The organism is Paraburkholderia sp. RL17-368-BIF-A, assembly GCF_046054045.1.
GTDB classification, from domain to species: domain Bacteria; phylum Pseudomonadota; class Gammaproteobacteria; order Burkholderiales; family Burkholderiaceae; genus Paraburkholderia; species Paraburkholderia graminis.
Window position 1 is genome coordinate 30610 of the sequence record NZ_JARESN010000021.1, and the last position, 25887, is coordinate 56496.

19 protein-coding genes are annotated in these 25887 nt (G+C 62.4%); 7 read left to right on the plus strand and 12 right to left on the minus strand.

All coding sequences use genetic code 11. The features are described from left to right. Positions 1 to 12: 12 nt before the first annotated feature. Complete coding sequence (locus tag P0D87_RS27380) at positions 13 to 804, minus strand: hypothetical protein (protein WP_082367232.1); 792 nt, start codon at positions 802 to 804, stop codon at positions 13 to 15. 160 nt (positions 805 to 964) lie between these two features. Continuing rightward, the gene (gene fdhA / locus P0D87_RS27385) at positions 965 to 2164 is read right to left on the minus strand and encodes a formaldehyde dehydrogenase, glutathione-independent (protein WP_029971749.1); all 1200 of its coding nucleotides are present in this window, start codon (positions 2162 to 2164) and stop codon (positions 965 to 967) included. Between the two features lie 241 nt (positions 2165 to 2405). On the opposite strand from fdhA, the gene betI reads away from it, so the two are divergent. The 5 genes from betI to ampC all read left to right on the plus strand — a co-directional run bounded on the left by betI (position 2406) and on the right by ampC (position 9760). Next, entirely contained in the window at positions 2406 to 2993 is a 588-nt protein-coding gene (betI, locus tag P0D87_RS27390) for a transcriptional regulator BetI (RefSeq protein ID WP_053860636.1), read from the plus strand. A 41-nt stretch (positions 2994 to 3034) separates the two neighbouring features. Beyond that, on the plus strand, positions 3035 to 4504 hold the full coding sequence (gene betB / locus P0D87_RS27395; protein WP_053860635.1) for a betaine-aldehyde dehydrogenase: 1470 nt from the start codon (positions 3035 to 3037) through the stop codon (positions 4502 to 4504). A 10-nt stretch (positions 4505 to 4514) separates the two neighbouring features. Next, positions 4515 to 6200, plus strand: coding sequence for a choline dehydrogenase (gene betA, locus P0D87_RS27400; RefSeq protein ID WP_053860634.1), 1686 nt, complete (start codon positions 4515 to 4517; stop codon positions 6198 to 6200). 525 nt (positions 6201 to 6725) lie between these two features. Continuing rightward, positions 6726 to 8369, plus strand: coding sequence for an alkyl/aryl-sulfatase (locus P0D87_RS27405; RefSeq protein ID WP_321175853.1), 1644 nt, complete (start codon positions 6726 to 6728; stop codon positions 8367 to 8369). 224 nt (positions 8370 to 8593) lie between these two features. After that, the gene (ampC, locus tag P0D87_RS27410; protein ID WP_053860632.1) at positions 8594 to 9760 is read left to right on the plus strand and encodes a class C beta-lactamase; all 1167 of its coding nucleotides are present in this window, start codon (positions 8594 to 8596) and stop codon (positions 9758 to 9760) included. Positions 9761 to 9826: 66 nt separating this feature from the next. Here ampC and P0D87_RS27415 read toward each other — a convergent pair whose 3' ends face one another. Further along, a complete protein-coding gene (locus tag P0D87_RS27415) occupies positions 9827 to 11245 on the minus strand; it encodes an MFS transporter (protein ID WP_053860631.1) in 1419 nt (472 codons plus the stop codon). A gap of 330 nt (positions 11246 to 11575) precedes the next feature. Here P0D87_RS27415 and P0D87_RS27420 point away from each other — a divergent pair, with 330 nt between their 5' ends. After that, on the plus strand, positions 11576 to 14266 hold the full coding sequence (locus P0D87_RS27420; protein WP_321175852.1) for a winged helix-turn-helix domain-containing protein: 2691 nt from the start codon (positions 11576 to 11578) through the stop codon (positions 14264 to 14266). Positions 14267 to 14321: 55 nt separating this feature from the next. On the opposite strand, the gene P0D87_RS27425 is transcribed toward P0D87_RS27420, so the two are convergent. From P0D87_RS27425 to P0D87_RS27465, 9 genes are all read right to left on the minus strand, one after another. After that, positions 14322 to 14738 carry a DUF4279 domain-containing protein gene (locus P0D87_RS27425; RefSeq protein WP_053860629.1) on the minus strand — a complete coding sequence of 139 codons (417 nt, stop codon included), beginning with the start codon at positions 14736 to 14738 and terminating at the stop codon, positions 14322 to 14324. Between the two features lie 13 nt (positions 14739 to 14751). Further along, positions 14752 to 15777, minus strand: a complete 1026-nt coding sequence (locus tag P0D87_RS27430) for a hypothetical protein (protein ID WP_321175851.1) — start codon at positions 15775 to 15777, stop codon at positions 14752 to 14754. A 62-nt stretch (positions 15778 to 15839) separates the two neighbouring features. Next, complete coding sequence (locus P0D87_RS27435) at positions 15840 to 16295, minus strand: MaoC family dehydratase (protein WP_053860628.1); 456 nt, start codon at positions 16293 to 16295, stop codon at positions 15840 to 15842. Continuing rightward, complete coding sequence (locus P0D87_RS27440; RefSeq protein WP_053860627.1) at positions 16292 to 17446, minus strand: acyl-CoA dehydrogenase family protein; 1155 nt, start codon at positions 17444 to 17446, stop codon at positions 16292 to 16294. The genes P0D87_RS27435 and P0D87_RS27440 overlap by 4 nt, the downstream gene beginning before the upstream one ends. A gap of 14 nt (positions 17447 to 17460) precedes the next feature. Continuing rightward, entirely contained in the window at positions 17461 to 18660 is a 1200-nt protein-coding gene (locus P0D87_RS27445; protein ID WP_053860626.1) for an acyl-CoA dehydrogenase family protein, read from the minus strand. A 13-nt stretch (positions 18661 to 18673) separates the two neighbouring features. Then, positions 18674 to 19855, minus strand: coding sequence for a lipid-transfer protein (locus tag P0D87_RS27450; protein ID WP_053860625.1), 1182 nt, complete (start codon positions 19853 to 19855; stop codon positions 18674 to 18676). 126 nt (positions 19856 to 19981) lie between these two features. Further along, positions 19982 to 20203 (minus strand): Rossmann-fold NAD(P)-binding domain-containing protein, encoded by a 222-nt coding sequence (locus tag P0D87_RS27455; protein ID WP_053860624.1) that lies wholly within the window; start codon positions 20201 to 20203, stop codon positions 19982 to 19984. A 65-nt stretch (positions 20204 to 20268) separates the two neighbouring features. Beyond that, positions 20269 to 21711 carry a DUF1214 domain-containing protein gene (locus P0D87_RS27460; RefSeq protein ID WP_408637083.1) on the minus strand — a complete coding sequence of 481 codons (1443 nt, stop codon included), beginning with the start codon at positions 21709 to 21711 and terminating at the stop codon, positions 20269 to 20271. Positions 21712 to 21751: 40 nt separating this feature from the next. Continuing rightward, a complete protein-coding gene (locus P0D87_RS27465) occupies positions 21752 to 22795 on the minus strand; it encodes a DUF1254 domain-containing protein (RefSeq protein ID WP_082367231.1) in 1044 nt (347 codons plus the stop codon). A 294-nt stretch (positions 22796 to 23089) separates the two neighbouring features. Between P0D87_RS27465 and P0D87_RS27470 the strand changes: the two genes are divergently transcribed. Then, positions 23090 to 25789 (plus strand): winged helix-turn-helix domain-containing protein, encoded by a 2700-nt coding sequence (locus P0D87_RS27470; protein WP_053860622.1) that lies wholly within the window; start codon positions 23090 to 23092, stop codon positions 25787 to 25789. Positions 25790 to 25887 lie beyond the last annotated feature (98 nt).

Below are 25887 nucleotides of genomic sequence, written 5' to 3' on the forward strand. Positions count from 1 at the left end.
ATCTTTCCCGTTTTAGTAACTGTGCATGTTGTCGATTTTCAGACCATCGAAATACACGTCGCCGTTGTCGTGCCAGATGACGTTATCGTCACCTCTCAAATGGTTTTCATACTTCATCGCGTGGATCATGTCGCCAAACGTCTTGCGTTCGTACCCGAGCATTTTTGCAGCAAAGTCCGGATTATTCGTACTAGCCGCCAGTTCCTCTGTGTCGCCGCTCACCGGATCTGGCGCGTAATCGAACGGCTGCGCATCGCCAGGCGGCGTAGCCGTTTCCGTAAGGTCACTCACAGCGGCGGCCAGTGACGAAGACTCAGCATTCGCATAGCGATCTGCAACCGCATTCGCCCGGTCCACAATGTCGTTATAGCAGTCAATGTATGCCGTCGCGGCATCGTAGGACATTCCGCAATCGTTCATCAACGAGCTGCGGAAGCTCGGAAGCCTCTCCGGCTTAGGCACCGGATTTCCCACCGCGCGTCCCGCCCGCGATTGCTCGGCAATCAGCACAACACTCTCGCCACGGATCATCGACTGCAACGTCTCTACGACCTCAACGTCAGAGCCATTCTTTGCCAACTGCTCGTGCCAATAGAAATTCGTCCCGAGAAACGCGCGGACCCGCCGAACGAGCGCCGCGTCTTTAGCCCACACATCGGCATATGCGCGTTGTGAGAACTTCTTGCCCTCTTCGACCGCCTCTTTCTGATCCGTAGAAAGAAAGATACGCCCACTTCCATAGTCATCCTTACGGTACATCACCCACCGTTGAAACGAATCCGTCTTCAGTTCGGTTCCACCCATCGCGAGCCTCGTCGCTTATGACGGCGCAACCCTAGCAGATCGCCCGACACCCATGTTTTTGGGATCGCTCGTCACAAGCAAAAAACGCGTTGAACGTAAGCACGTTCAACGCGTTTCCTTACTACAGGCTTTTAACTTCGTCTGAAACTTCGTCCGAAGCTCAAGCCGCCTTCAACAGCCCATGCGGATCGATCACGAACTTGCGCGGCGCGCCGCCGTCGAACTGGCGATAACCGTCCGGCGCCTGATCGAGCGACACCACCGTCACGTTCACGATGTCCGCAATCGGCAGACGGTCCCAAAGAATCGCCTGCATCAGATTGTGGTTGTACTTCATCACCGGCGTCTGGCCCGTGTGGAACGAATGCGACTTCGCCCAGCCGAGCCCGAAGCGGATGCTCAGACTCCCCTTGCGCGCGGCTGCGTCCGCGGCGCCCGGATCGTCGGTGACATAGAGCCCCGGAATACCGATCGCCCCCGCAGCCCTCGTGATTTCCATCAGCGAGTTCAGCACAGTGGCGGGTGCTTCCTCGTGCGAGCCGCTGCTGCCGTGGCCGTGCGCCTCGAAGCCCACGCAGTCCACCGCGCAATCCACTTCCGGCTTACCCAGAATCTGCTCGATCTGTTCGCCGAGCGTCGCATCCTTCGACAGATCCACGGTCTCGAATCCCATCTTGCGAGCATGCGCAAGGCGCTCCTCGTTCATGTCGCCGACGATCGTGCACGCCGCGCCCAACAGACGCGCCGACGCAGCCGCCGCCATGCCCACCGGCCCGGCGCCTGCGATATAAACCGTCGCGCCCGGCTTCACGCCTGCCATGACCGCGCCGTGATAACCGGTCGGCAGAATGTCGGACAGGCACGTCAGGTCGCGAATCTTCGACATCGCCTGCGCGCGGTCGGGAAACTTCAGCAGATTGAAGTCGGCATACGGCACCATCACGTACTCGGCCTGGCCGCCGATCCAGCCGCCCATATCCACGTATCCGTAAGCGCCGCCCGCACGCGACGGGTTCACGTTCAGGCACACGCCGGTATGCTGCGACTTGCAGGTCGGACACCGTCCGCATGCCACGTTGAACGGCACGGAGACGAGATCGCCAACGCTCAGCGTCTCGACGTCGCGGCCGACCTCAATCACTTCGCCGGTAATCTCGTGGCCGAGCACGAGGCCGACTTCCGCGGTCGTGCGGCCCCGCACCATGTGCTGGTCGGAGCCGCAAATATTCGTGCTGACCACCTTCAGAATCACACCGTGACCGATCGCACGGCCGCGTGGGTCGACCATCTTCGGATAGTCGATCGATTGCACTTCAACCTTGCCCTGCCCCAGATAGACAACGCCGCGATTGCTGCTCATTGAATGTCTCCATGTCTTGTGAGCGGTGCGCGGCCTGTGCGCCGCACGCCGTTCAACGAGCGTAGCGCCCGCCGCGGTCAACCACCTGCACCGAACCCGACACGAGTTTGGCCGAAACCGACATGCCCCTTCTTCGCAGGTTTTTATTGATTGACCGTTCAATATAAAAAAACTACCATGCGTCGATCGAACCTGCGGGCAAAGTGCCGGCACCGAACCGTCTGATCTTTACAGTCACGCCATGCCCAAGCTCGGAATGCGCGAAATTCGCCGCGCGCAGTTGATCGACGCGACGCTGCTCACCATCGACCAGACCGGCCTCGCGGGCGCGACGCTCGCGTCGGTCGCGCAGCGCGCGAGCATTTCCACCGGCATCGTGAGCCACTATTTCGGCGACAAGGACGGTCTTCTCGAAGCCACCATGCGCCATGTGTTGCGCGATTTGTGGCAGGCCACGTCCCGCCGCCGTCGCGCGGCAAAAACGGACCCGCGCTCGAAACTGCGTGCGGTCGTCGCCGCCAATTTCGATGCCGAGCAAACCAGCGCGCCCGTCATGAAGACGTGGCTTGCGTTCTGGTCCGAGAGCATGCACAAGCCGCAGTTGCGGCGTCTGCAGTACGTCAACACGCGCCGCTTGAACTCCAATCTGTGCGCAGATTTTTCTAAAGCGCTGCCGCGTGCGGCGGCGCGGCGCGCGGCCAGCGGTCTCGCGGCATTGATCGACGGATTGTGGCTGCGCGGCGCTTTGTCGGGCGAACCGTTCGACACGAAAGCGGCGCTGCGCGTCGCCAACGAATACATCGACCTGGTTCTGGCGGCGTGCGAATAACGCGCGCAGCAGCCGGCGACATCTCTACCAAGGAGCACATGATGGCGGTATTCGCAACGCAACGTCTGTACATTGGCGGCGCTTACGTCGACGCGACCAGCGGTGAAACCTTCGACACCGTCGACCCCGCCACCGGCGAAACGCTCGCGACCGTGCAGCAGGCGAGTGCCGCGGACGTCGATCGCGCAGTGCAATCCGCGCGCGACGGTCAGCGCGAGTGGGCCGCGCTCACGGCAATGCAGCGCTCGCGCATCCTGCGCCGCGCGGTCGAGATTCTGCGCGAGCGCAACGACGAACTCGCGCGGCTCGAAACGCGCGACACCGGCAAGCCGATCGCGGAAACGCAGGCCGTGGACATCGTGACCGGCGCGGACGTCATCGAGTATTACGCGGGACTCGCAACGGCTATCGAAGGGCAGCAGATTCCGCTGCGGCCGTCGTCGTTCGTGTACACGCGGCGCGAGCCGCTCGGCGTTTGCGCGGGCATCGGCGCATGGAATTATCCGATTCAGATTGCGTGCTGGAAGTCCGCGCCCGCGCTTGCCGCAGGCAACGCAATGATCTTCAAGCCGAGCGAGGTCACGCCGCTTACTGCGTTGAAACTCGCGGAAATCTACACCGAAGCCGGCGTGCCGCCTGGCGTGTTCAACGTCGTGCAAGGCGACGGCCGCGTGGGCGCGATGCTGGCCGCGCATCCGGACATCGAAAAGATTTCGTTCACGGGCGGCGTCGAAACGGGCAAGAAGGTGATGTCGACGGCGGGCGCGTCGTCGTTGAAAGAAGTGACGATGGAACTCGGCGGCAAGTCCCCATTGCTCGTGTTCGACGACGCGGATCTCGAACGCGCCGCCGACATCGCGATGAGCGCCAACTTCTTCAGCTCGGGCCAGGTCTGCACGAACGGCACGCGTGTATTCGTACAGCGCAGCGTGCTGGAACGCTTCGAGGCATTGCTGCTCGAACGCGTGAAGCGTATTCGCGTCGGTGCGCCGACCGAGGCCGCCACCAACTTTGGCCCGCTCGTGAGCGCTGCGCAATTGCAGAAGGTGCTCGGCTATATAGAAAGCGGCGTTACAGAAGGCGCGCGTTTGATCGCGGGCGGCAAGCGTTTGACAGAAAATCATTATGCGCAAGGTCAATACGTAGAGCCAACCATATTCACCGGTTGCCACGACGACATGCGAATCGTGCGCGAGGAAATCTTCGGGCCGGTCATGAGCATTCTCGTATTCGACGACGAAGACGAAGCCATCGAGCGCGCGAATCGCACCGCGTATGGCCTCGCTGCGGGCGTCGTGACGGAAAATCTCTCGCGTGCGCATCGCGTGATTCATCGGCTGGAAGCAGGCATTTGCTGGATCAACACGTGGGGCGAGTCGCCCGCCGAAATGCCCGTGGGCGGCTATAAGCAATCCGGCGTGGGCCGCGAAAACGGCATCACGACACTCGAGCACTACACGCGCATCAAGTCCGTGCAGGTCGAGCTGGGCCCTTATCAACCGGTGTTCTGAGAGCGCTGCCATGAGTTCCAACGAATACGATTACATCATCGTCGGCGCGGGTTCGGCGGGCAACGTGCTGGCCTCGCGTCTCACGGAAGACGCCGACGTCACTGTGCTGCTGCTCGAAGCGGGCGGTCCCGATTACCGCTTCGATTTCCGCACGCAGATGCCCGCCGCCCTCGCCTATCCGCTGCAAGGGCGCCGCTATAACTGGGCGTACGAGACCGACCCCGAGCCGCATATGGACAACCGTCGCATGGAATGCGGACGCGGCAAGGGACTCGGCGGATCGTCGCTGATCAACGGCATGTGCTATATCCGCGGCAACGCGCTCGATTACGACGGCTGGGCTCAGCGCCCAGGCCTCGAAAACTGGACGTATCTCGACTGCCTGCCGTACTTCCGTAAAGCCGAAACGCGCGACGTGGGTCCGAACGCGTATCACGGCGGCGACGGTCCGGTGCATGTGACCACCAGCAAGCCTGGCAACAATCCGCTGTTTGCGGCGATGGTCGAAGCCGGTGTGCAGGCCGGCTTTCCGCGCACCGACGATCTGAACGGCTATCAGCAGGAAGGCTTCGGTCCGATGGATCGCACGGTCACGCCTCAAGGCCGGCGCGCGAGCACGGCGCGCGGCTATCTTGATCGCGCGAAGGCGCGTTCGAACCTGACCATCGTCACGCACGCGCTGACTGATCGCGTGCTGTTCTCCGGCAAGCGCGCGGTCGGCGTCGCGTATCTGCAGCATGGCGCGGCCGTCAACGCGCATGCGCGCCGCGAGGTGCTGGTGTGCAGCGGCGCGATTGCATCGCCGCAATTGCTGCAACGCTCCGGCGTGGGCCGCTCGACGTGGCTGCGCGATCTGGACATTCCGCTCGTCCACGACTTGCCGGGCGTCGGCGAAAATTTGCAGGACCATCTGGAGATGTATATCCAGTACGAATGCAAGGAGCCCGTCTCGCTCTACCCCGCATTGCAATGGTGGAATCAGCCTGCTATTGGGCTCGAATGGATGGTGAACGGCACCGGCATCGGCGCGAGCAATCAGTTCGAAGCGGGCGGCTTTATCCGTACACGCGACGACGACTTGTGGCCCAACATCCAGTATCACTTTCTGCCGGTCGCGATCAACTACAACGGCTCGAACGCGATCAAGATGCATGGCTTTCAGGCACATGTCGGTTCGATGCGTTCGCCAAGCCGCGGACGCGTGAAGCTCACGTCGCGCGATCCGGCGGCGCATCCAAGCATCCTCTTTAACTACATGGCCGATCCGCTCGACTGGCGCGAGTTCCGCGACGGCATTCGCATCACGCGCGAGATCATGCGGCAACCGGCGCTGGACCGTTATCGCGGACGCGAGCTGAATCCCGGCGCCGAGCTGACTACCGACGCGCAACTCGACGCGTTCGTGCGGGCGCGCGCCGAGACGGCGTTTCATCCTTCGTGCTCGTGCAAGATGGGCTACGACGACATGGCCGTGGTGGACAACGAAGGACGCGTGCATGGCATGGAGGGGCTGCGCGTGGTCGATGCGTCGATCATGCCGCTTATCACCACGGGCAATCTGAACGCGCCGACCATCATGCTGGCCGAGAAGATCGCCGACCAGATTCGTGGACGCGAGGCATTGGCGCGCGTGGACACGCCCTACTTCGTCGCGAACGGTGCGCCCTTCAGAAAGTGTGACCGTGTGACCGTTTAGCGCATTGCGTCAGCCGCCCGATTCTGTTTGCGAATCATGATGCCGTGAGGCCGTCAGGCGGTCACGCATCTCGTTCTTGACTTCCTCCTACCCAACATCCAGATTAGATCAGGAGTATTGAAAGCTCTCTGAGGACTCGTTGTCCGCAGATGGATGTTGTTGGCAAACCGCTAGCGTAGGCCCGGAGGCAAGATGAAATGGTTAGCATGGCTGTTGCCGTTAAGCATAGGTGCGCAGGCATATGCACAATCGAACGAAGCAGGCGCGACTAGTCCCGCGAGAAACGACGCAACGACACAGACCAGGCAGGTAAACCAGCAGATCGGGAGTTACCTGAATCTCGCAGACAAACGGGATTTCGAGGATGCCGGACGGGGCTTCATATCGTCCCTGCCGCAACCAGTTCTGACCACCGCGTCGGGCCGTACGGTGGTCGACCTCACCCGCTATGCTTTCCTGCGTCCCGGAACCGAAGCTCCGCCAACGGTCAATCCAAGCCTGTGGCGTCAGGAGCAGATACTGACAATGAACGGCCTGTTCAAGGTGGTCGACGGCATCTATCAGGTGCGCAATATCGACCTGGCCAACATCACGTTTATTCGAGGGGCGACCGGCTGGATCGTAGTCGATACCGGAAGTTCAGCCGAGACAGCCAAGGCCGCGTTGGAACTGGTCAACGAAAAGGTCGAACGCCGGCCGGTTAGCGCCGTCATCATCACGCATAGCCATGTCGACCATTTCAGCGGCATCAGAGGCGTGGTCGACGAAAAAGACGTGGCCTCGGGCAAGGTTCCATTGATCGCGCCGGAAGGCTTCATGGAAGAAGCAATCAGCGAGAACATTTTCGCTGGAAACGCAATGAGCCGCCGCGCGTCGTACATGTACGGCGATCTTCTCGAGAAAGACCCGAAAGGTACGGTCGGCAGCGGCCTCGGCCTGGTCAATGCGACCGGCACGCTCACGCTGCTTCAACCGAACCGCCTCATCAAGAAGACGGGCGAGAAGCTGACGGTGGACGGCGTCGACGTCGTCTTTCAGATGGCGCCGGGCACCGAAGCGCCCGCCGAGATGCTGTTCTACTTCCCTCAGTTCAAGGCGCTCGATCTCGCCGAAGACGCCAATCATTCACTGCATAACATTTTGACGCTCAGAGGCGCGAAGGCGAGAAGCGCGCAGAAGTGGGCTGCGGCGCTCGACCAGACCATTGCCATGTTCGGCAACGACGCTCAGGTGTCTTTCGGAAGCCACCATTGGCCGCAGTGGGGAAACGAACGCGTCGTCGAGCATCTGTCGAAACAGCGGGACCTGTACAAGTACATCAACGATCAGACACTGCGCATGGCCAACGAAGGCTTGACCATGCACGAAATCGCCGAACAGTTCGTGCTTCCCGATTCGCTCGCCAAGGAATTTTATAACCGTGGCTATTACGGCAATCTGAAACACGACGTCAGATCGACTTATCAACTCTACCTGGGCTGGTGGGACGCCAATCCCGCGAACCTCGATCCGCTTCCACCCACCGAAGAAGCGAAGAAATACGTCGAGCTTATCGGCGCCGACAAGATCATGGCGAACGCGCGTGACGCCTATAGCAAAGGCGAGTACCGATGGGTCGCCACCATCACCAACAAGCTCGTATTCGCTCAACCTGATAATCAGGCCGCGCGGCGTCTCGAAGCCGATGCACTTGAACAGTTGGGCTATCAGTCGGAATCGGGCACCGTCCGCAATGTTTATCTGAGCGGCGCTCACGAGTTGCGCGGTGGCGTGAAGAAGATGGCCGGCGTGAACACGGCGGCGCCTGACATCATCACGGCCATGTCGCCGGAAATGTTCCTCGACTTCCTGGCGATCCACCTGAATGGGCCGCGCGCAGCGAATAAAAGCTATGCGTTCAATCTGATCCTGCCCGACGTGAAGAAGCAATTTGCGCTTACCGTGCGCAACGGTGTGATGAACTATGTGGAAGGCCGTCCATTGGAGCATGCCGACGGAACGATCACGTTCGACAAGTCGACCCTGGACGACATCGCGCTCGGCAATGTGAAGCTGCAGCAATTGTCCGAGACGGGTAAGGTGAAGTTCGACGGCGATAAAGCGAAGTTCCGGGAAATGCTCGGAATGTTCGATAAGTTCGATTACTGGTTTTCTATCGCGGAACCGTAACCATTTTCCAACGGCGCGATTACGGTTGCGCGGGGACCGTATTGCGCTCACCGCGAACTGCGACTGCAATGCAACTGCAACTGCACGCTCGGGCGGGGCCGCGTGCCCCGCCCTCAGTTTTTCTTGACCCTCGCATAAGTTATCGTCGATTGTCAGCACTTTCCCAAAGCGGGATAGTGCTGCGTCTGGAGACCCGCCGATAACCGTTCGAGGAAGCGTTGCACATGAAGCTAAAAGCCGTGATCCTGATGGTCACCCTGCTGTTTGCGCTGGGCGCGCCCGCGCAGGCAAGCCGCGCGGCAAGCGAAGGCCAGGTGAAATCCGTAGTGGACTCCGCCATCGAACCGCTGATGGCGAAACATCATGTGCCTGGGATGGCGGTCGGCATCGTCGCCAATGGCAAAACGTACGTCTTCGACTACGGCGTGGCATCGGCGGAAACCGGCAAGCCGGTCACGCAGCGCACGCTCTTTGAAATCGGCTCCGTGAGCAAGACATTCACCGCGACGCTTGCCGAATATGCGCAGTTGAGCGGCCATCTGAGGCTGTCGGACCCGACGCAAACATACTTGCCGTCCTTGCGAGGCAGCGCATTCGGCAAGGTTAGCCTGCTGAATCTCGGCACGCACACGCCCGGCGGTCTGCCGCTCCAGGTGCCCGACGAGGTCCACGACAACGCGCAGTTGTTGCAGTACTTCAGCACATGGAAACCGGCCTCCGCGCCGGGGATGTATCGTACCTACGCGAATCCGGGGATCGGCACGCTCGGTCTGATCACGGCGAAAAGCATGAATCAGGACTTTGCGTCGCTGATGGAGCAGCGCCTGTTTCCGGCGCTCGGCATGACGAGCAGCTACATCCATGTTCCGCCAACGAAAATGTCCGACTACGCACAGGGCTATACGAAGGACGGCGCGCCAATCCGCATGAAAGGCGGCGTGCTCGCCGACGAAGCGTATGGCGTGAGGACAACCGCCGCCGACATGCTGCGTTTCGTGCAAGCGAACATGAATCTGATCGACGTCGACAACCAGCTTCAGCGCGCGATCACGGCGACACACACGGGCTACTTCAAGGCCGGCGTGCTGACGCAGGACCTGATATGGGAGCAGTACGCGTATCCCGTCACGTTGACGACCTTGCACGAAGGCAATGCGCCCGCGATGGCCACCACGGCGACGCCGGTCATCGCAATCGAGCCGCCCTTGCCGCCGCAGCAGAATGTGTGGATCAACAAAACCGGTTCGACGAATGGGTTCGGCACCTACGTTGCCTTCATTCCGCAGAAACACGTCGGCGTCGTTTTGCTTGCCAACAGAAACTTCCCGATCGAGGACCGCGTGAGCGCTGCGTATCGGATCGTGTCGGCACTGGTGGCGAGCAAACAGTAAGCGCCGATGCCCGGTTAGCTGTGAAGAGCGCAGCCGACAACGACTGCGTTCTTCATGGGTGGGTCGTCAATCGCGCACCGGACTCAGCACGCCGTGCGCGTCGCTCTCGACCGCTTCGGACACGAGCGTCTCGAGCGCGAGTCCGCGTGTTTCGATGCCGAGTATCCACACAGCCGCGGCCGCGATCACGAAACACATTGCGCCGAGCGAGAACACGCCGCCCTGTCCGAACATCGGCAGCACGACGCCGACCACGTACGGCCCGATCAGCGAGCCCACGCGGCCGATTGCCGACGCGAAACCGGAGCCCGTCGCGCGCGCGCCGGTGCCGTACAGCTCGGGCGTGTAGGTGTAGAGCACCGCCCACATCGCGAACAGGAAAAACTGCATCGCGAGGCCGGCGCAGATCAACAGCGTGGGCGTTTGCGCATGCAGCGCGGTTTGTCCATAGACGTAGGCCATCACCGCACTGCCCGCGAGCGACGCGATACATGTCGGCTTGCGTCCCCAACGCTCGACCAGCCACGCCGCGCAGATAAACCCGGGAATGCCGCCGAGCGAAATCAGCACCGTATACAGCACCGACTTCGTCACCGCGAAGCCCGCCTGCTGCATCAACGCGCCGAGCCACGAAGTCAATCCGTAAAAGCCGAGCAGCGCGAAGAACCACAACGTCCACACCATGATCGTGCGACGCCGGTAAGCCGCGCTCCAGATCTCGCGAAACGCGCCCGCGCCTTTGGCGGCCACCGGTTCGACGAGCATGACCGGCTCGCGCAAACGGCTCAGACCGGCGGCCTTCATCACCTTGACCTCGATGTCGGCGAGAATTTTATCGGCCTCGCCGCGCCGTCCGCGATGTTCGAGCCAACGCGGCGACTCAGGCACGACACGGCGCACGATCAGCACGAAGACGGCCGGAATCGCGAGCAACGCGAACTCCGTGCGCCAGCCGTAGGCCGGCAGCACGAAGTACGACACCACGCCCGCCGTGATGAAACCGAGCGGCCAGAAGCCGTCCATCAACGCAATCAGACGGCCTCGCGACGAAGCGGGAACGAATTCCGACAGCAGCGTTTGCGCGATCGGAAACTCCATGCCCATGCCGAAACCGAGCAGCACGCGATAGAAAATCAGCGCTTCGACGCTTTGCGCCGTCGAACAGAGATACGAGGCGAGGCCCCACAGCACCATGCTCCACTGAAAAACCGGCCGGCGTCCGAAGCGATCGGCCAGCAGTCCCGCCACGGCCGCACCGCCCACCATGCCGAAGAAGCTCGCACTCGCGACGAGCCCCGCGGTTGCCGTCGACAAGCCGAATTCGGTCTTGATCGAACCGAGCACGAAGGTCATCGTGCCGAGATCGACGGAATCGAAGAAGAACGCAATCGCGATGATGATGAAGATGGTCCGGTGATAACCGGAGAACGGCAGCCGTTCGAGTCGCGCGGCGGCACTTGCGCGAGGCTGAGAAGCGGTAGGCATGGCATCCCCTGAATGATGCGGCGACGGCCGCGAGTGATGTTTCGAGCAGCGTTTTCAGTAGACGCCGACATAAATCGGCTACATAGAAGAAATACGTCATCCGGATGGAACAAGGGCGTCGTGAGGACGTTGTGTTAAGTTGATCGCCTCCTTTTTTTCTTGCGGCTTGTTGCGGGTTTTATTGCGCGAGGGCACGGTCCTGACGTTGCCTCCTGACGTTGCCTCCTGACGTTGGCTCCGATTGCGGCGCGCGCGATTTTCTGTGGACAATGGCTGTTCGGAATGGGCACTGATTCGGGTAACGATTTGACGACCGCATTCACCAGACAAGTGGCATCCACGAGGTTTTCGCCGCCGCGCATCGGCTCGAAAACGGTCCGGCGCGCCGATCTGCTCACGCATCTCGAGCGCATGCGGCACGCCACGCTTGCGCTCGTCACCGGGAGCGCGGGCTACGGCAAGACGACCCTCCTCGCCCAATGGCGCGAGCGATGCGTGAAGGCGGGCGCGGACGTCGCGTGGTTATCGCTGAGCGCGGACGAAGCCGATTACGCCGCGTTCTGCGCGACGCTGTTCATGGCGATGCAACGCGTCGGCCTGCGCGCCGAGCCCGAGCTGCTGCTCGAAGACGCAAACCCTGCCGGCATGGACGCGCTCGTCGCGATGCTCGTGGACGGCGTGCTCGACCTGTCGAAGGACATTTACGTGTTCATTGACGACTATCATCTCGTCGATGCCCCGCCCGTGCACCGCTTCATGCAGAAGCTGCTCGATCAGGCGCCGGGCACGCTGCATGTGGTGGTCGCCTCGCGCGTCGCGCCGCCGCTTGCGCTCAGCCGGCTTCGAATGACGAATCAGCTCGCCGAACTCGACAGCACAGCTTTGCCGTTTGGCATGGCCGAAACGCGGAGCTTCGTCGAAGAGAATCTGGGAACGGGCACACTGCACGCGGACGATCTCCGTCTGATTCAGGACGTCACGGGCGGCTGGCCGTCGTGCGTGCAGTTGATCGTCATCATGCTGAAGAACCGGCCGGCATCGCTCGGCACACTGCGCGATCTGGCCTGGCGCCACGGCGATTTGCAGGCCTATCTCAGCGAAGAAGTGATGGCGAACCTGCCTGCTGAGCTGGTCGCGTTCGCCGGAGCGTTGTCGCTGTTCCGCCGCTTCAGCGCGCCGCTCGCGCGGCATGTCACGGGTAACGCCAATGCGCGCGACCTGCTGAAGCGCATGGAGGACGAGAACCTGCTGATCAACCGCATCGATTGCGACGAACGTCTGGCCTGGTATCGCTTTCATCCTCTGTTCGGCGACTTTCTCGCGGCTCGGCTTGTCGCTGCCGATCCATCCGGCGCTCAAGGGTTTCATCTGCGCGCGAGCCGCTGGTTCGCCGAACATGGCTACCTCGCCGACGCCGTGCGCCATGCCAGCGCCGGCGGCGATCACGAGTTCGCGGCCACGGTTATCGAAAGCGCGGAGCCAGCGACATGGAGCCTCGAATACCTGAGCCCGATGCTGCATCTGCTCGAGCGGCTTCCCGAAGCGACGCTGGTTCAACATCAACGGCTGCTGTTTATTGCTTGCCTGACCGTCGCGCTGACGACGCGCCCCGGCAAAGCGGCGGCGTGGCTCACGCGGCTGGAGTCCGGCGATATAACGCGAGACCCCGCGCTCACGACATGCATCCCGTTGATCCACGCGGCCATCGCGTTCCAGAACGACGACACGCCGCGGATGCTGGAGCTGCTCGAGCCGCTTCGCGATGTCAGCATCGACAACCCGTTCCTGCGCTATCTGCTGGTCGCCGAATTGTGCGTCGCCTATGCGGCCGCGGGCCGCTACGCAGACGCGCGACGCCAGCTCGATCTGCGCCCCGTGCCGCCCGCGGACCGCGACAACGACATGGCGCTCGTGGTCGAATCGGCGCGTGTGGCCGCGTTGCTCGGCGAAGGCGACGTACGCGAGGCCGAGCGCCTCGGCACGCCGCTGCTGGCGCGCTCGGTGAATGCGGTCGGGCGTCATTCGATCAGCGCCAATATTTGCGCGAGCGTGCTGGTGGATGCCTATTACGAACTGGACCGTATCGACGACGCACGCGAGACCATCGCGAATCGCCCCGGCCTGCTGCGGGCGTCGGGGCCGGACATCACGATACGCGCCTCGCTTTGCCGTGCGCGGCTGGACTTGCTGCAAGTGAGCGCCAGTGTCGCGCTATCGTTTCTTGAAGGGCAGACGGCTCATTTGCGTAACGCTGGACAGCCTCGCGCAGTCGCGTACATGCTCGCTCAGCAGATCAACATACTGATGCTGGAGGGCAATACTGCGCGTGCAGCCGAACTCGACGTGCTGCTCGGCGAGCTTGCGCGGAGTCACGACGCGGATCAGGGAATCCGGGCCGAAATTGCGGCTATCGCCGCGCTTGCGCGGGCCCGCGTGCTGCGCGCGACTCAACCCCAGCGGGCGCTCGATGCGCTGTGCTTCGTCAAGGCGCGCGCCGAGGCGTTGGGGCGAGGACGGCTTGTTGTGCTGGCCTGCTTTTTAGCGGCGTCGGTTTTTGTAGAGCTTGGACGCGTGAATGAGGCGAAGCCGCTTGTCGTTCAAGCCGTCGAACACGGTGCGCGCTTGGGGCTCGTGCGCACATTCATCGACGAGCGCGCCACGACTGCCGCATTGTTCGAACGTGCGCTCGCCGAAAAGTGGCTCGACGACGCTGCTGCGGGGTACGTGGTCGGTCTGCTGGAGAAATGCGAGGACAGCGCCGGCTTCGTGGTGGCTAACCGATCTTCGCCGACTCGCTGTAGCGGGAGCGGGAGCGGCCAGGGGCAGCCGGCCTTGACGCTGCGCGAACGCGAAATTCTCACGCTGGTCGCTCAAGCGATGTCGAACAAGCGCATTGCGCTTGCGCTCAACATCACGCTCGAAACGGTCAAATGGAATCTGCGCAATGTCTTCGCAAAGCTCGGCGTTTCGAGCCGCTATGACGCGATGCTGTGGGCGCGTAAGAATGAGTTGATCGAGTAGGTTGTGTTGTGGGCGTCTTGCCGTGAAATTGGCTGGGCTCATGCGCGGCGCGAATCTACCGGTATTCGTCGATGTCGACTATGCCGCCCATGGATTCCATCATTGCGCGGATGTCGTCGGGCACGTCCGGCACGCAATGGCCCGGCTCGTTGAACCAGTAGCAGAAGAAGCGCACTCGCGCGGACTGGGTTTTGAGTAGGTCGCGAAGGTCGGGGCGAGGCAGACCGAGACGTTCGACGAGATACCGTAAGTGCGGCTCCAGGTGGTCGCTTTGGATGGCGGATTTGCTACGGACGCTCCAGACTCCCGTGCGCCGCGTGAACTGTCGTCTCTGTCCCGTTGGATCTATTACCGGGTCACCTTTAGTGATCGCTACATCCGGCACAACTCCAAAATATCTTGTCCACGACTCAGGCACGATATCGTCGCCCGCGATTGAAAAAGTCGCATGTGCGAGTTGATGAACACTCATGTCAATTTTGCACTCAGTAGTTGCGCATGTTGTCGAGCCACTTTCCGTTGAAGTAGACGTCTCCGTTGTCATGCCAAATAACGTTGTCAGCTCCGCCCAATTTATTCGCGTCCTTCATCGCGTGAATCATGTCGCCGAATACGTCGCGCTCATAGCCAAGCATCTTTGCCGCGTAGTCGGGATTACGAGTGCTTGCGGCCAGTTCTTCAACATCGCCACTTGGGGCGTCTGGCGTGTATTCGAACGGCTGCGCATCGGCGAACTGCATTGACGCATCGTCGTCGGCATCGCTTGCAAATTCGTCGGGACCTTCATTGTGTCGCAGCACGGTCTCAACGGCCGTCTCGGCTGCTCCGAGCCAGTCGAAGCTGCCGCCAGCGGCGTCACTCGACGCGCTCGTTCGCAAAGCAGCCCCTTGCCTAACTTGCGAAGCAGGATTGTACGGCCCGGACAGCACGGGCTCGCCATCAAACGCGGTGGTGCCCGGCGGGAACAAGTACGCCGGACGCGCCTCACCACTGCCGCCGTCTGACAGACAGCGCAGCGGCGCAGGCGCGGGCCGAAAAGTTCGCGCGGGCGTGCGCCGATCGCGATCGATGGTCGGCACCAGCCTGCCGTCCGCGACGGCCTGTTTGAGCAAGCGCTCTACGCCGGCGTTGTCGGTCGGCAGGTTCCAGTGCGCGACATTCAGGAACTCGCTGACGAACGACATGATCGCGTCGATGTCTGTGTGGATCAGCCGCCGAAAGTCGTAATTCGGCCGGAAGTACAACGCAAAGGCTCGCACGTCGTCCTCACACTGACGCTTCTCGGCCGCTTCGTCGTCGCGGTCATCGAAGATCGAGCCGCTTCGCGAGTGCGGTCGGTCGCGGGCCCACTCGCTTGACGAGCGGCGATCCCGATCGCGCGATGACTTCCACTGTCGCGCCTGGTCGGCATAGTCGCGGCGCAGCAGGAGCGTGCATTGCCACGTGCCAATATCCAACGGCACAGTGAGGCTGTTGTAGCTGAAATAGCGGCGAGCGTAGCCGTAGCTCATAGGCCAAAAAGCTTATGCAAGAGCGACGAGCCACCAACACTTGAAAACACCCGCACCCACCGTCAGCAAAAAAGACGCATGATCGATTCGGCAATACAGGCAGGCTTGCCCGCGCCCTCGCACTCCACGGCCATCTCGAACTTGACCTGAACGCCCGAGTTGGCGAGCGGCTCGAAGCCGACCAGACGAAAGCTCGCACGCACGCGGCTGCCCACCGGCACAGGCGCGATGAAGCGCACCTTGTCGAGACCATAGTTCAAGCCGCTGCGCACGTCTTCAACACGGAACGCGGTCGCGAGAAAAGCGGGCAGCAGGCTCAGCGTCAAAAAGCCATGCGCGATGGTTCCGCCGAAGGGGCCCGCTTTTGCACGCTCGACGTCGACATGTATCCATTGATGGTCACCCGTCGCCTCGGCGAACTGATTCACTCGCGCCTGGTCGATCAGCAGCCAGTCGCTTGTGCCGATCGACTCACCCAGCATTGCCTGAAGATCGGCGATCTTTTTGAACTCTCTCATACCCGGATGTCTCCATGAACCAGTGTGCGCTGCAAGTATTGAGCGCGCCGTGCGTCGTGCCGGTCGCCGCCGCCAAGCAGGGCCTGCGCAACGATTGCCCGTTTGTAGTAGTGGCCGACCTGATATTCGTCGGTCATACCGATACCGCCATGCAGCTGGATAGCCTGGCCGAAGACGTATTTCGCCGCCGCCACCACAATGGACGCCGTCTGCGAAACGACGTAATCGCGTTGATCGGCGCTGTCATTCTCAATCGACGCAAGCAGCCCGAACAACATCGAGCGCGCCACTTCGAGTTCGGCAGCCATGTCGGCGAGCCGATGCTGCAACGCCTGCAAACTGCCGAGCGGCACGCCGAACTGCTTGCGGACCTTCAGGTAATCCGCAGTCATCGCAATGGCCTGCTCCATGCCGCCGACCAGTTCCGCGCACAGCGTGGCCGTGCCGTGCGCAAACGCATGCCGTACAGCGGGCAGACCGTGGCCGGGCTCGCCGAGAGCCGCCGCGCGCGTCACGGATACACCGTCGAGTGTCAGTTCGGCGGCCTGGCTGCCGTCATGAAGCGGCAGCGTGCGGCGCATCAGTCCCGGCGTGTTTCTATCGACGATGAATAGCGTGAGGCCGTCGGTGTCCGGTGTCATTGCCGAGACGATGAACGTATGCGCGTCCGCGCCTCCTGGCACGAGCGTCTTGATGCCAAACAGGCGGTAGCCCTCGCCCGAGCGTTCGGCGCGCGTCTGCACGGTCGCCGCGAGCACGCCTCGTTGCACCTCTGCGTGGGCGAGCGCCAGTCTTCGCGCGCCGTCGGCAGCGGACGGCAACAGACTGTCGCATTGCGCGGGCGTGCCGGCCGCGACGACAACCTGCGCGCCCAGCACCGCACAGCCCATATACGGTTCGAGAACCAGTGCTCGGCCGAATTCCTGCGCGATCAATACCGTCTCTATCACTGTGCCGCCGAGACCACCGTGGGCCTCGGGCAGCGCCGCCGCAAGCCAGCCGTTGTCGGCAAACGTACGCCAATGCGGCTCGCTGCACGCGCTTCCCACTGCCAGCGCGGCGTTGCGCGTCTCGAAGCTGTAGTCACGGACGATAAAGCGACGCACGCTGTCCTGCAGCATCTGCTGCTCTGAGTCGAGATTGAAATTCATAACCAGTTCTTCTCTCAGAGTTGAAACAGCGTTTTAGCGATGATGCCGCGCTGCACCTCGCTCGCGCCGCCGTAAATGGTCGCGGCGCGGCGGAAAAACATTTCCGTGGCGATGCCGCGGCCGCTATCCTCGCGCGGCAACGGTTCCTTATCCGCCGTATCGTGCGGCTCGGGATAAGCCAGCGCCCCATCCTCGCCGAGCGCTTCGACCAGGTACTCCGTAAGCTTCTGCTGCAATTCGGTGCCGCGAACCTTGAGCATCGAACCGAGCGCGTGCGCAGCTGGGCTGTGATCCTGCTCCATGGCCGCGACGCGCTGCGCCATCATGACGATCGCATCAAGCTCGGCTTCGAGACGCGCAAGCTTCAACGCAAAGCCGCGATCTTCGATGAGGCGCCGCCCATCGACCGACCGACTCAGCGCCAGCGCTTTGAGTCGCGTCATGCACCGGCGCAGAACCGGCAATTCGGCAGCACCGGCATGTTCGTTGTTCAGCAGAAACTTGGTGATCTTCCATCCGTCGCCCTCGCCGCCTACAAGATTGCTCCGCGGCACACGCACGTTGTCCAGAAAGACCTCGTTCAGATGGTGGCAGCCGTCGATGCTGAGAATCGGCCGCACCGCGATACCCGGCGTGTTCATGTCGGCGAGCAGAAAACTGATGCCGGCCTGCTTCTTGACGGTACTATCCGTGCGCACGAGCAAAAAGATCCAGTCGGCTTCGTGTGCATAGCTCGTCCAGATCTTCTGACCGTTCACGATGTAATGATCACCGTCCTGCTGCGCGCTGGTACGCAGCGATGCGAGGTCGGAGCCCGCTCCCGGCTCGGAAAAACCCTGACACCACAGACGCTCGCCAGTCACAATGCGCGCGACGTGTTCGTCCCATTGCTCCTTCGACGCAAACGCGTTGAGTGCGGGGCCCAGCAGCTTTTGCGCCAAAAAGTCCTGCGTTGGCGCGCCGACCGTTGCACACTCTTCGTCGAATGCGAGACGCTGCTGCACCGTCCAACCGGTGCCGCCATGCTCGCGTGCCCAATAGGGCGCGCCCCACCCTCGCGCGTTCAGAATGCGTTGCCAGCGCCTGATATGTTCGCGCGAGGACCGAACCCGGCCGATCCCTGTGTCGCGAAGCTCGTCGGGCAAATGCTCGTGCAGGAACGCCCGCACTTCCTCGCGAAACGTGTCCAGCCCCGGATCGGGTTGGAAATCCATGGGTTTCTCCGGATCAGATGCGGTACATCGTCACGACGCACGCGCCGCCGAGACCGACGTTGTGTTGCAACGCGACGCGCGCGCCGTCGACCTGGCGCTTTCCCGCATTGCCGCGTAGCTGCTGGACAAGTTCGCTGCATTGCGCGAGCCCTGTCGCTCCGATCGGATGTCCTTTCGACAACAGTCCGCCCGACGGGTTGACGACATAGCGGCCGCCATAGGTGTTGTCGCCCGCGTCGATGAACTTCGCGGCGTCTCCCTCGGGGCACAGACCGAGCGCTTCGTACATGATCAGTTCGTTGTGCGCGAAACAGTCGTGAAGTTCGACGACATCGACGTCTTCCGCACCGACACCCGCCGCTTCGTAAACCTTGTCCGCCGCTTCTTTCGCTAGCCCATAACCGGCCACATAGCGCAAGTCGTCGCCTTCGAGCGCGATCGGGCGATCGGTCGTCAATGCCTGGGCGGCAATCCACACACGCGAGTCAAGCTTGTGCTTCTGCGCATATTCCTCGCTGCACAGCACGGCGGCTGCCGCGCCACAAGTCGGCGGGCAAGCCATCAGACGCGTCATCACGCCGGGCCACATCACCTTGTCGGCGAGCACTTCTTCAGGAGTAAGGACCTGACGAAACACAGCCAGCGGATTGTTCGACGCATGCCGGCTCGCCTTCGCGCGAATCTTTGCGAACGATTCGAGCGGCGTGCCGAAGCGCTTCATGTGTTCCATGCCCGCGCCGCCGAAGATGCGCAATGCGGGCGGCACTTCGGGCGGCACACCGAGACGATCGCATTGATCGAAGAAGAGGTCGAGCGGCAGCGGCCGGTCGGTGAAACAGCTATTGAGCGCGCCAGGGTTCATCTGTTCGAAGCCGACGACGAGCGCAATCTCCACCGCACCGGACGCGATTGCCTGGCGAGCCAGATACAGTCCCGTCGATCCCGTCGAGCAGTTGTTGTTCACGTTGATGATCGGCACACCCGTCATGCCGACGTGATACAGCGCACGCTGTCCCGCAGTCGAGTCGCCGTAGACGAAACCCGCATACGCCTGCTCGATTGCCTGATATTCGACGCCGGCGTCGTCGAGCGCAAGTCGCGCTGCGCGGGCGCCCATCAGATCGTAAGTCTCGCTGGCGCCAGGCTTCGTGAAGGGAACCATCCCCACTCCGGCCACTACCACTTTGCGCGTCATGTCTGCTCCTTTTCGTCTTCTGTTGTTTTCGCCGCATCGGCGAACTTTGACGATTCATCATAGGGGCCGTGCGCCGGTGTACGCCCCTACCTTTTTTGGGGGTCGGGGAATGGCGAGCGGTTACGCTTACGCGAAGATCGTTGAGTGCTCGGCGGGCGCGCCCCACGTCGCCCTTGCATTGTTCACGAGGATGTTGACGCGGCCGAAGGCGGCCAGCGTATTGAGCGCGACTCGCGGGATAGCGTCTTCACATGCGTCGGCGGAGGCGATGCAGTCGGCCTCGATGCCTCGTGAATGCGCACGCTTCATCGCATCAAGCAGTTCGTCAGTCTTGCGCGCCGACAGCATGACGCGCTCACGCTGCAAGCCAACCGCTGCTTAATCGTTGATACCCCGGTCCGGAATGATCGACCCTACTCTCGCGCAATATCGGGCAAGCTCCACGACTTGTCGAAAATCGCCGCTTCCGGTCCGTACAGCCGGAACGCGGCGAACCACGGTTTGCCGGGCGCCGTGTAGATCCAGTTTGTCGCGTGTCCGGCTGGCGGCACGGGCCCGAAGTCAATGTCGACGGAGCCGTCCGCGTTGCGCCGAAGTGTCTTGTCGTAGGAGTCCGCGCCAACGCGCAGTGCGCCACGGATGAATCCGCAGGTCTCGCCGTCGTACACGTTCACGGCCCAGAACTGCCGCGCGGGCACTTGCGGCGGGACCCGCAGACGATATTGAGTCGATCCGTCGAGCAACTGGCCGTTCTTGTCGCGCCAAGTTGTCAAATAGAAAGTCGCCTTGCCGAGCTTTTTCGGCGGTGCATCGGCCAGGAAGTAAAGTGCACCGCGCATGGCGGTGTCGATGCCGCTTCCATCGTCAAACGTGAAACGGGTTTTGACAGCTAATGGAACCGGCGAGGACGTGCCCCACTGCGAACCGGGCCACCACGCGCGCGCGCCCGATAGAAGCGTCTGGCGGAAGCTAGCTCGAGCGAGACTGGCCGCCGCGCGCAATTGCGCGCGCGTAGTTGGGTCCGGAGCAAACGGCTTACCCGGTTCGATGCCAAGCGCCTGCAACCGCGCATAAACGCCAGCGTCGCGCGGCAGAGGCGGCTCCTCGTTCACCATGCGCGTCAGCCGGACGAAATAGGTGTCGTCGAACTGCACGATACCGTCAGATACCTTTCCGTCCATTTTGATGAAACGCTGCGGCGTGTCGCGCGATGCATCGGACAGACTCGCCACATGCAATTTCTCGATGAAGGCATTGGCCTGGCTGAGCCCGCCCGCCGACATCGTGGCCGGCGTCACGCGAATCAGCGCGTAGCCGTTGTAGGTGTTGGCCGGAACAGGAATGTAACCCGTCGGCACCTCGCCTTCGAACCCAGGTGGCAGCAACAGGTAGCGCGCGCGTTTGCCGTGGTCTTCTCCGTCCTGGCCAATGTCGGCGAGCGGTATCTGCCACGCGTCGAGCACGCTGCCGAATACGCCGACGCCATCCGCGTCGGGAATGGTCACGACGAGCGGGCCGTCCTTCAGGTTGTAATTGAAGTAGACGTAAAGCGATGACGAGTTGGGCGTGGACGTCTGGTTCTTCCAGTCGGCCGGACGCGACCAGTAGACGATGTCGTTGTAACGCGCTCCCGCGTCGTGAAAATACGCGTCGCGCATCGCGTCCACGCTGACCATCGGCATGCCCCAGACTGCGGCTTCGAATGCGTCACGGATGCGCGAGCCGTCGTCAGCGGCTTGCACGATCGCAGCCGCAGGCGGTGCCGCCGCAACTGTCTGCGCAACGACCGATTGCAGCAGAAGGCTCGCAAGAACAAGTGCACAGCATAAACGCCATGCCCGGAGCGCTCGATTCATGAGTTCCTCGGCGAATGGTCCTAGATTTGCATGCCGCTTTTCAGAGCGTCTGCGCTGCGGGAAACGTCCAGCGGCCGTCCAATACCTCCGCGCGAGGTCGGTACATGCGGACCATATAGTTCCAGCCGGGCGTAATAGGCAGACAGTTCGGCGCTGTGCCGTCACAGCCGCCGAATTGCACGGCTATCGTTCCGTCGGCATCTTTCTTCGCCAGGACGTTGTCGACCGTATAAGCGCCCTGAGCGTTGGGCTCGAAAAAGCCTTTGGCGTTGTACACGCTGATCGACCAGAAGCCGTTCACGGGAACGTCCGCTACTTTCAGCCGATAGACGGTGTAGCCGTCGTTGCGCGGAGGCGTGACGTTCAGGTACACCGCGTCCTTATCCGGATTGCCGCCCATTGCGATAGCGGTGCCGATCAGATGACGCACGGGCGACACCTGGCCCCGCGTGCCGAATGCGCCGTTGAGATCGGGCAGCGTTTCGCCGAGCGCAACCAGCGCCTCGCGGACGCGCTTCTGGCTCACCTTGTCCCACGCGGGCGCCTCGAAGCTTCCCGGCGCGGCCTGCTGCAGCCCGATGCCGTCCTGCAACGCATGCGCCGCCCGCAGGTCCGCGGGATCGCGCACATCGGCTCGCATGCGAACGCCGATCAGCAGGTAGCGCGTGCCGATCTGCTCGCGCGTGAACGTGTAGGGCCCATTGCCGTAAGCCACGACGGGCACGTAGTTGTCCTCGCTGATGGCCGCGACGGAGCGAAAGCGTGTGCCGGCATCCGGCAGCGTGATGGTGACGGAGCCGGCATCGAGATCGAAAACGCCGACAGAGTAAAGCGTGTCGCGGTTCGGACGCACGACGGCTTGCCGTTCGACCGGCATCAGTTCGCGATAGTGAAACAGCTTGCCGAAAGCGCCTTGCCTGGCTAGGGACGCGAAATACATGTCCGACTCGGCGCGCTCGAAATTGTCGACGGTGACGGCGACCGCACCAGGCACGGCCGGCGTGCCTTGCGCCGCAGCCCACGGCACGGCGCACGCGATCAGCGACAGGACGACGGCACACAGCACGCGCAAACATCGCTTCATGGTTTCCCCCTATATCGCTCTTGCTGCGTGACGACGCCAGCGGAAAACAAGTCTAGATCCGCCCGCATCCAGGCGCCCCTTCCGTGGGATTTCTCGGAGCACCCACGCTCGGCGTCTCCAATCATCCCCCTCCAAACGAGGGGGGCGGACATCACTCTGGCGGGCCGTACACTCGCTGTATCCCGATGGGGCGCTACCGGTCACAAGCCGGTCGCGCGAAGGGCGAAACCGGACGGCCCACAGCCCGGTTCAACCCAGGCTTGAGCACCACTCGCCGCTGACGACGCTTTGACGATGCCATTCAACAGACTACTGATCGAGACGCGGTTCGCGCCGCCGCGCATCGGCATACAACACGTTGCGCGCGCCAGCCTTTTGGCGCAGCTCGCGCAAATCGAGCAACGCACGCTGGCGCTAATCACTGGAAGCGCGGGCTACGGCAAGACCACGCTGCTCGCGCAATGGCGCCAGCGGTGCATGGAGAACAACAGGCGCGTCGCGTGGCTTTCGCTGACCAGCGACGACAAAGGCTTCGCCGACTTCTGCTTTGCGCTATTGGCGGCAGTGCAAAATCTCGGCGCTGCGAGCGGGCGGGAACTGCCCTGCAAACGCGCCCGCATGGTCTCGATCGACCACGCGGTGGGGTCCATATTGAGCGTGATCGAGCCGTTGGCGGACGACCTGTATCTGATCCTCGACGACTACCACCATGTCGAAGATCCGCGCGCTCACGAGTTGATCAGGCAGTTGCTCGAACGGTGCCCGCCCAATCTGCACCTGCTGATTGCATCGCGCGCCGTTCCTCCGCTTGGATTGAGCCGCCTTCGGGTGATGGATCAGCTAGTTGAACTCGACGGCACAGGGCTGCTCTTCTCTTCTACCGAAACGCGCAGCTTTCTCGAAGGCAACCTGGGCGCCGGCACTATCAGCGCCGACGACACCAGCATGGTCCACGACCTGACAGGCGGCTGGCCATCGTGCCTGCAACTGATCGCGATCATGCTGCGCAACCGCCCAGGCGTGCGCAACCGGCTGCGCCATCTGGTGTGGCGCTCGAACGATCTGCAAACGTGGCTCAGCGAAGAAGTGATGGCCACCCTGCCGGCGGAACTCGTCACGTTTTGCGAGGACATGTCGATTTTCCGGCGCTTCAATGCGTCGCTTTCGGCCTTCGTCACGGGCAATCCGCGAGCCGCCGAGCTGCTCTCTCGCGTCGAGCTGGAGAACCTGCCGCTTCAGCGCGTCGATCTGGACGACGACATGTCCTGGTTCCGCTTTCACCGGGTATTCGGCGAGTTCCTCGACACGCGCATCGAACGGCGCGGCGCCGGCGCAGTGGCGCACCTGCATCGGCGCGCGAGCCAGTGGTTCGCCAACCACAATCTGCTCACGGAGGCGGTGCGTCACGCGAGTCTTGCTGGCGACGTCGAACTCGCCGCGCAGGTGATCGAACGCGCGGGCCCGGCGACGTGGACGCTCGGCTACTTCGGTCCGCTTCTCAAGCTGCTCGAGCGGCTGCCGCGCGAAACGCTGCTCGATCATCCCGATCTTGCCGAACTCGCATGCCTCGCAATTTCGATGACTGCGTTCCCCGACCACGCGGAAGCACAACTCGACCAGTTGGACATCGACGACGCACAACGTTGGCCCGGCGCGGCACGCACACTGCCGCTCGTGCGCGCCGTCATCGCGCTGCAGCGGGACGACGCGCAGCAAGCTATCGCTCTGCTCGAATCGCATCGCGTCGACACGACCGGCAATCCGTTTCTGCGTTATCTGAGACTGTCCGCATTGTCGGTATCGTATGCAGCGGCGGGTCGCTACGCGCGGGCGCGCACGGTACTCGCAAGCGAGCCGATCCAGGCTGCCGACCGCAACAACGACATCACGATCATCGCAGAGAGCACCTACGCGCTGGCCTTGCTGCTCGAAGGAAACGCACGCGAAGCGGCTCGCTTTACGACAACGCTGTATGCCCGCGCCGTGAAAACCTCCGGCGAGCGGTCGGTTTGCGCCAACGTCTGCGCGGCGTTTCTCGCCGACGCTCAATACGAACTGAATCAGATCGACGACGCACGCGCGACGCTTGCGAATCGGCATGGCCTACTCGAGTCATCCGGTGTCGAGGTCACCGTGTTTGCATCGTTGTGTCGCGCGCGGCTCGATCTGCTTCAGGAAGGTGCCGAAACGGCCCTCGCGTTTCTTCGGGAGCAGGCCGCACGTTTTCGCGGCCTCGGCTTTGATCGACCGCTCGCGCTGATGCTCGCCGAGCAAATCCGCATTCACGCAAGCTGCGGCAACCTGGCCGATGCAGAGTCGCTTATGCAAACGCTCGACACGCTCGCCGCCCGCTATCGGCACAGTCAGGCGTTTCTGATGGAGATACCGCTCGCCACTGAACTCTCACGTGCACGCGTGCATCTTTCCAGCGATCCGGAACGCGCACACAAAGCACTGGAGACTGGGCGCCGGTATGCTCTGTCGATTGCGCGCGGCCGTGTTCTTACGCAGATCGACCTGCTGAGCGCACATACGCTTGCGCGACTTGGCCGCGTCAACGAGGCAATGGCATCGCGCAACCGGGCCGTGCAAGACGGGTGCCGCTACGGACTCATGCGTACGTTCCTTGACGAAGGAACCCTTGCGCGCGACGAACTCGCGCTGACAGTAGGCGCACAAGTTCTGCAAGGTCCCGCACTGCAGTTTGCGCACGATCTGTTGGGCACCTACCCGGTGGAACCACCGCCGGGACGCGCTGTTTCCACGCCTGGACCACGCAGCAGCGAGCGCAATAGCCACACGAAGCTCACGCAGCGGGAGGTGCAGATTCTCGGGCTCGTTGGGCAAGCCATGTCGAACAAGCGCATCGCGTTAGCGCTCGATATTACTGTCGAAACGGTGAAGTGGAATCTGCGCAATGTGTTCTGCAAGCTTGGCGTCTCGCGACGCTACGACGCGATGGTTTGGGCGCGCAATCAGAAGCTCATCGGCTGAGTGGTCCGGCTGGCGCGCTGCGCCCGTGGACGCATGTGTGGGAGCGCAGCTTTGGCGGCACGCAGCCGCCGGAGCCCGCGGGTGCGCGCCGCGTGCGC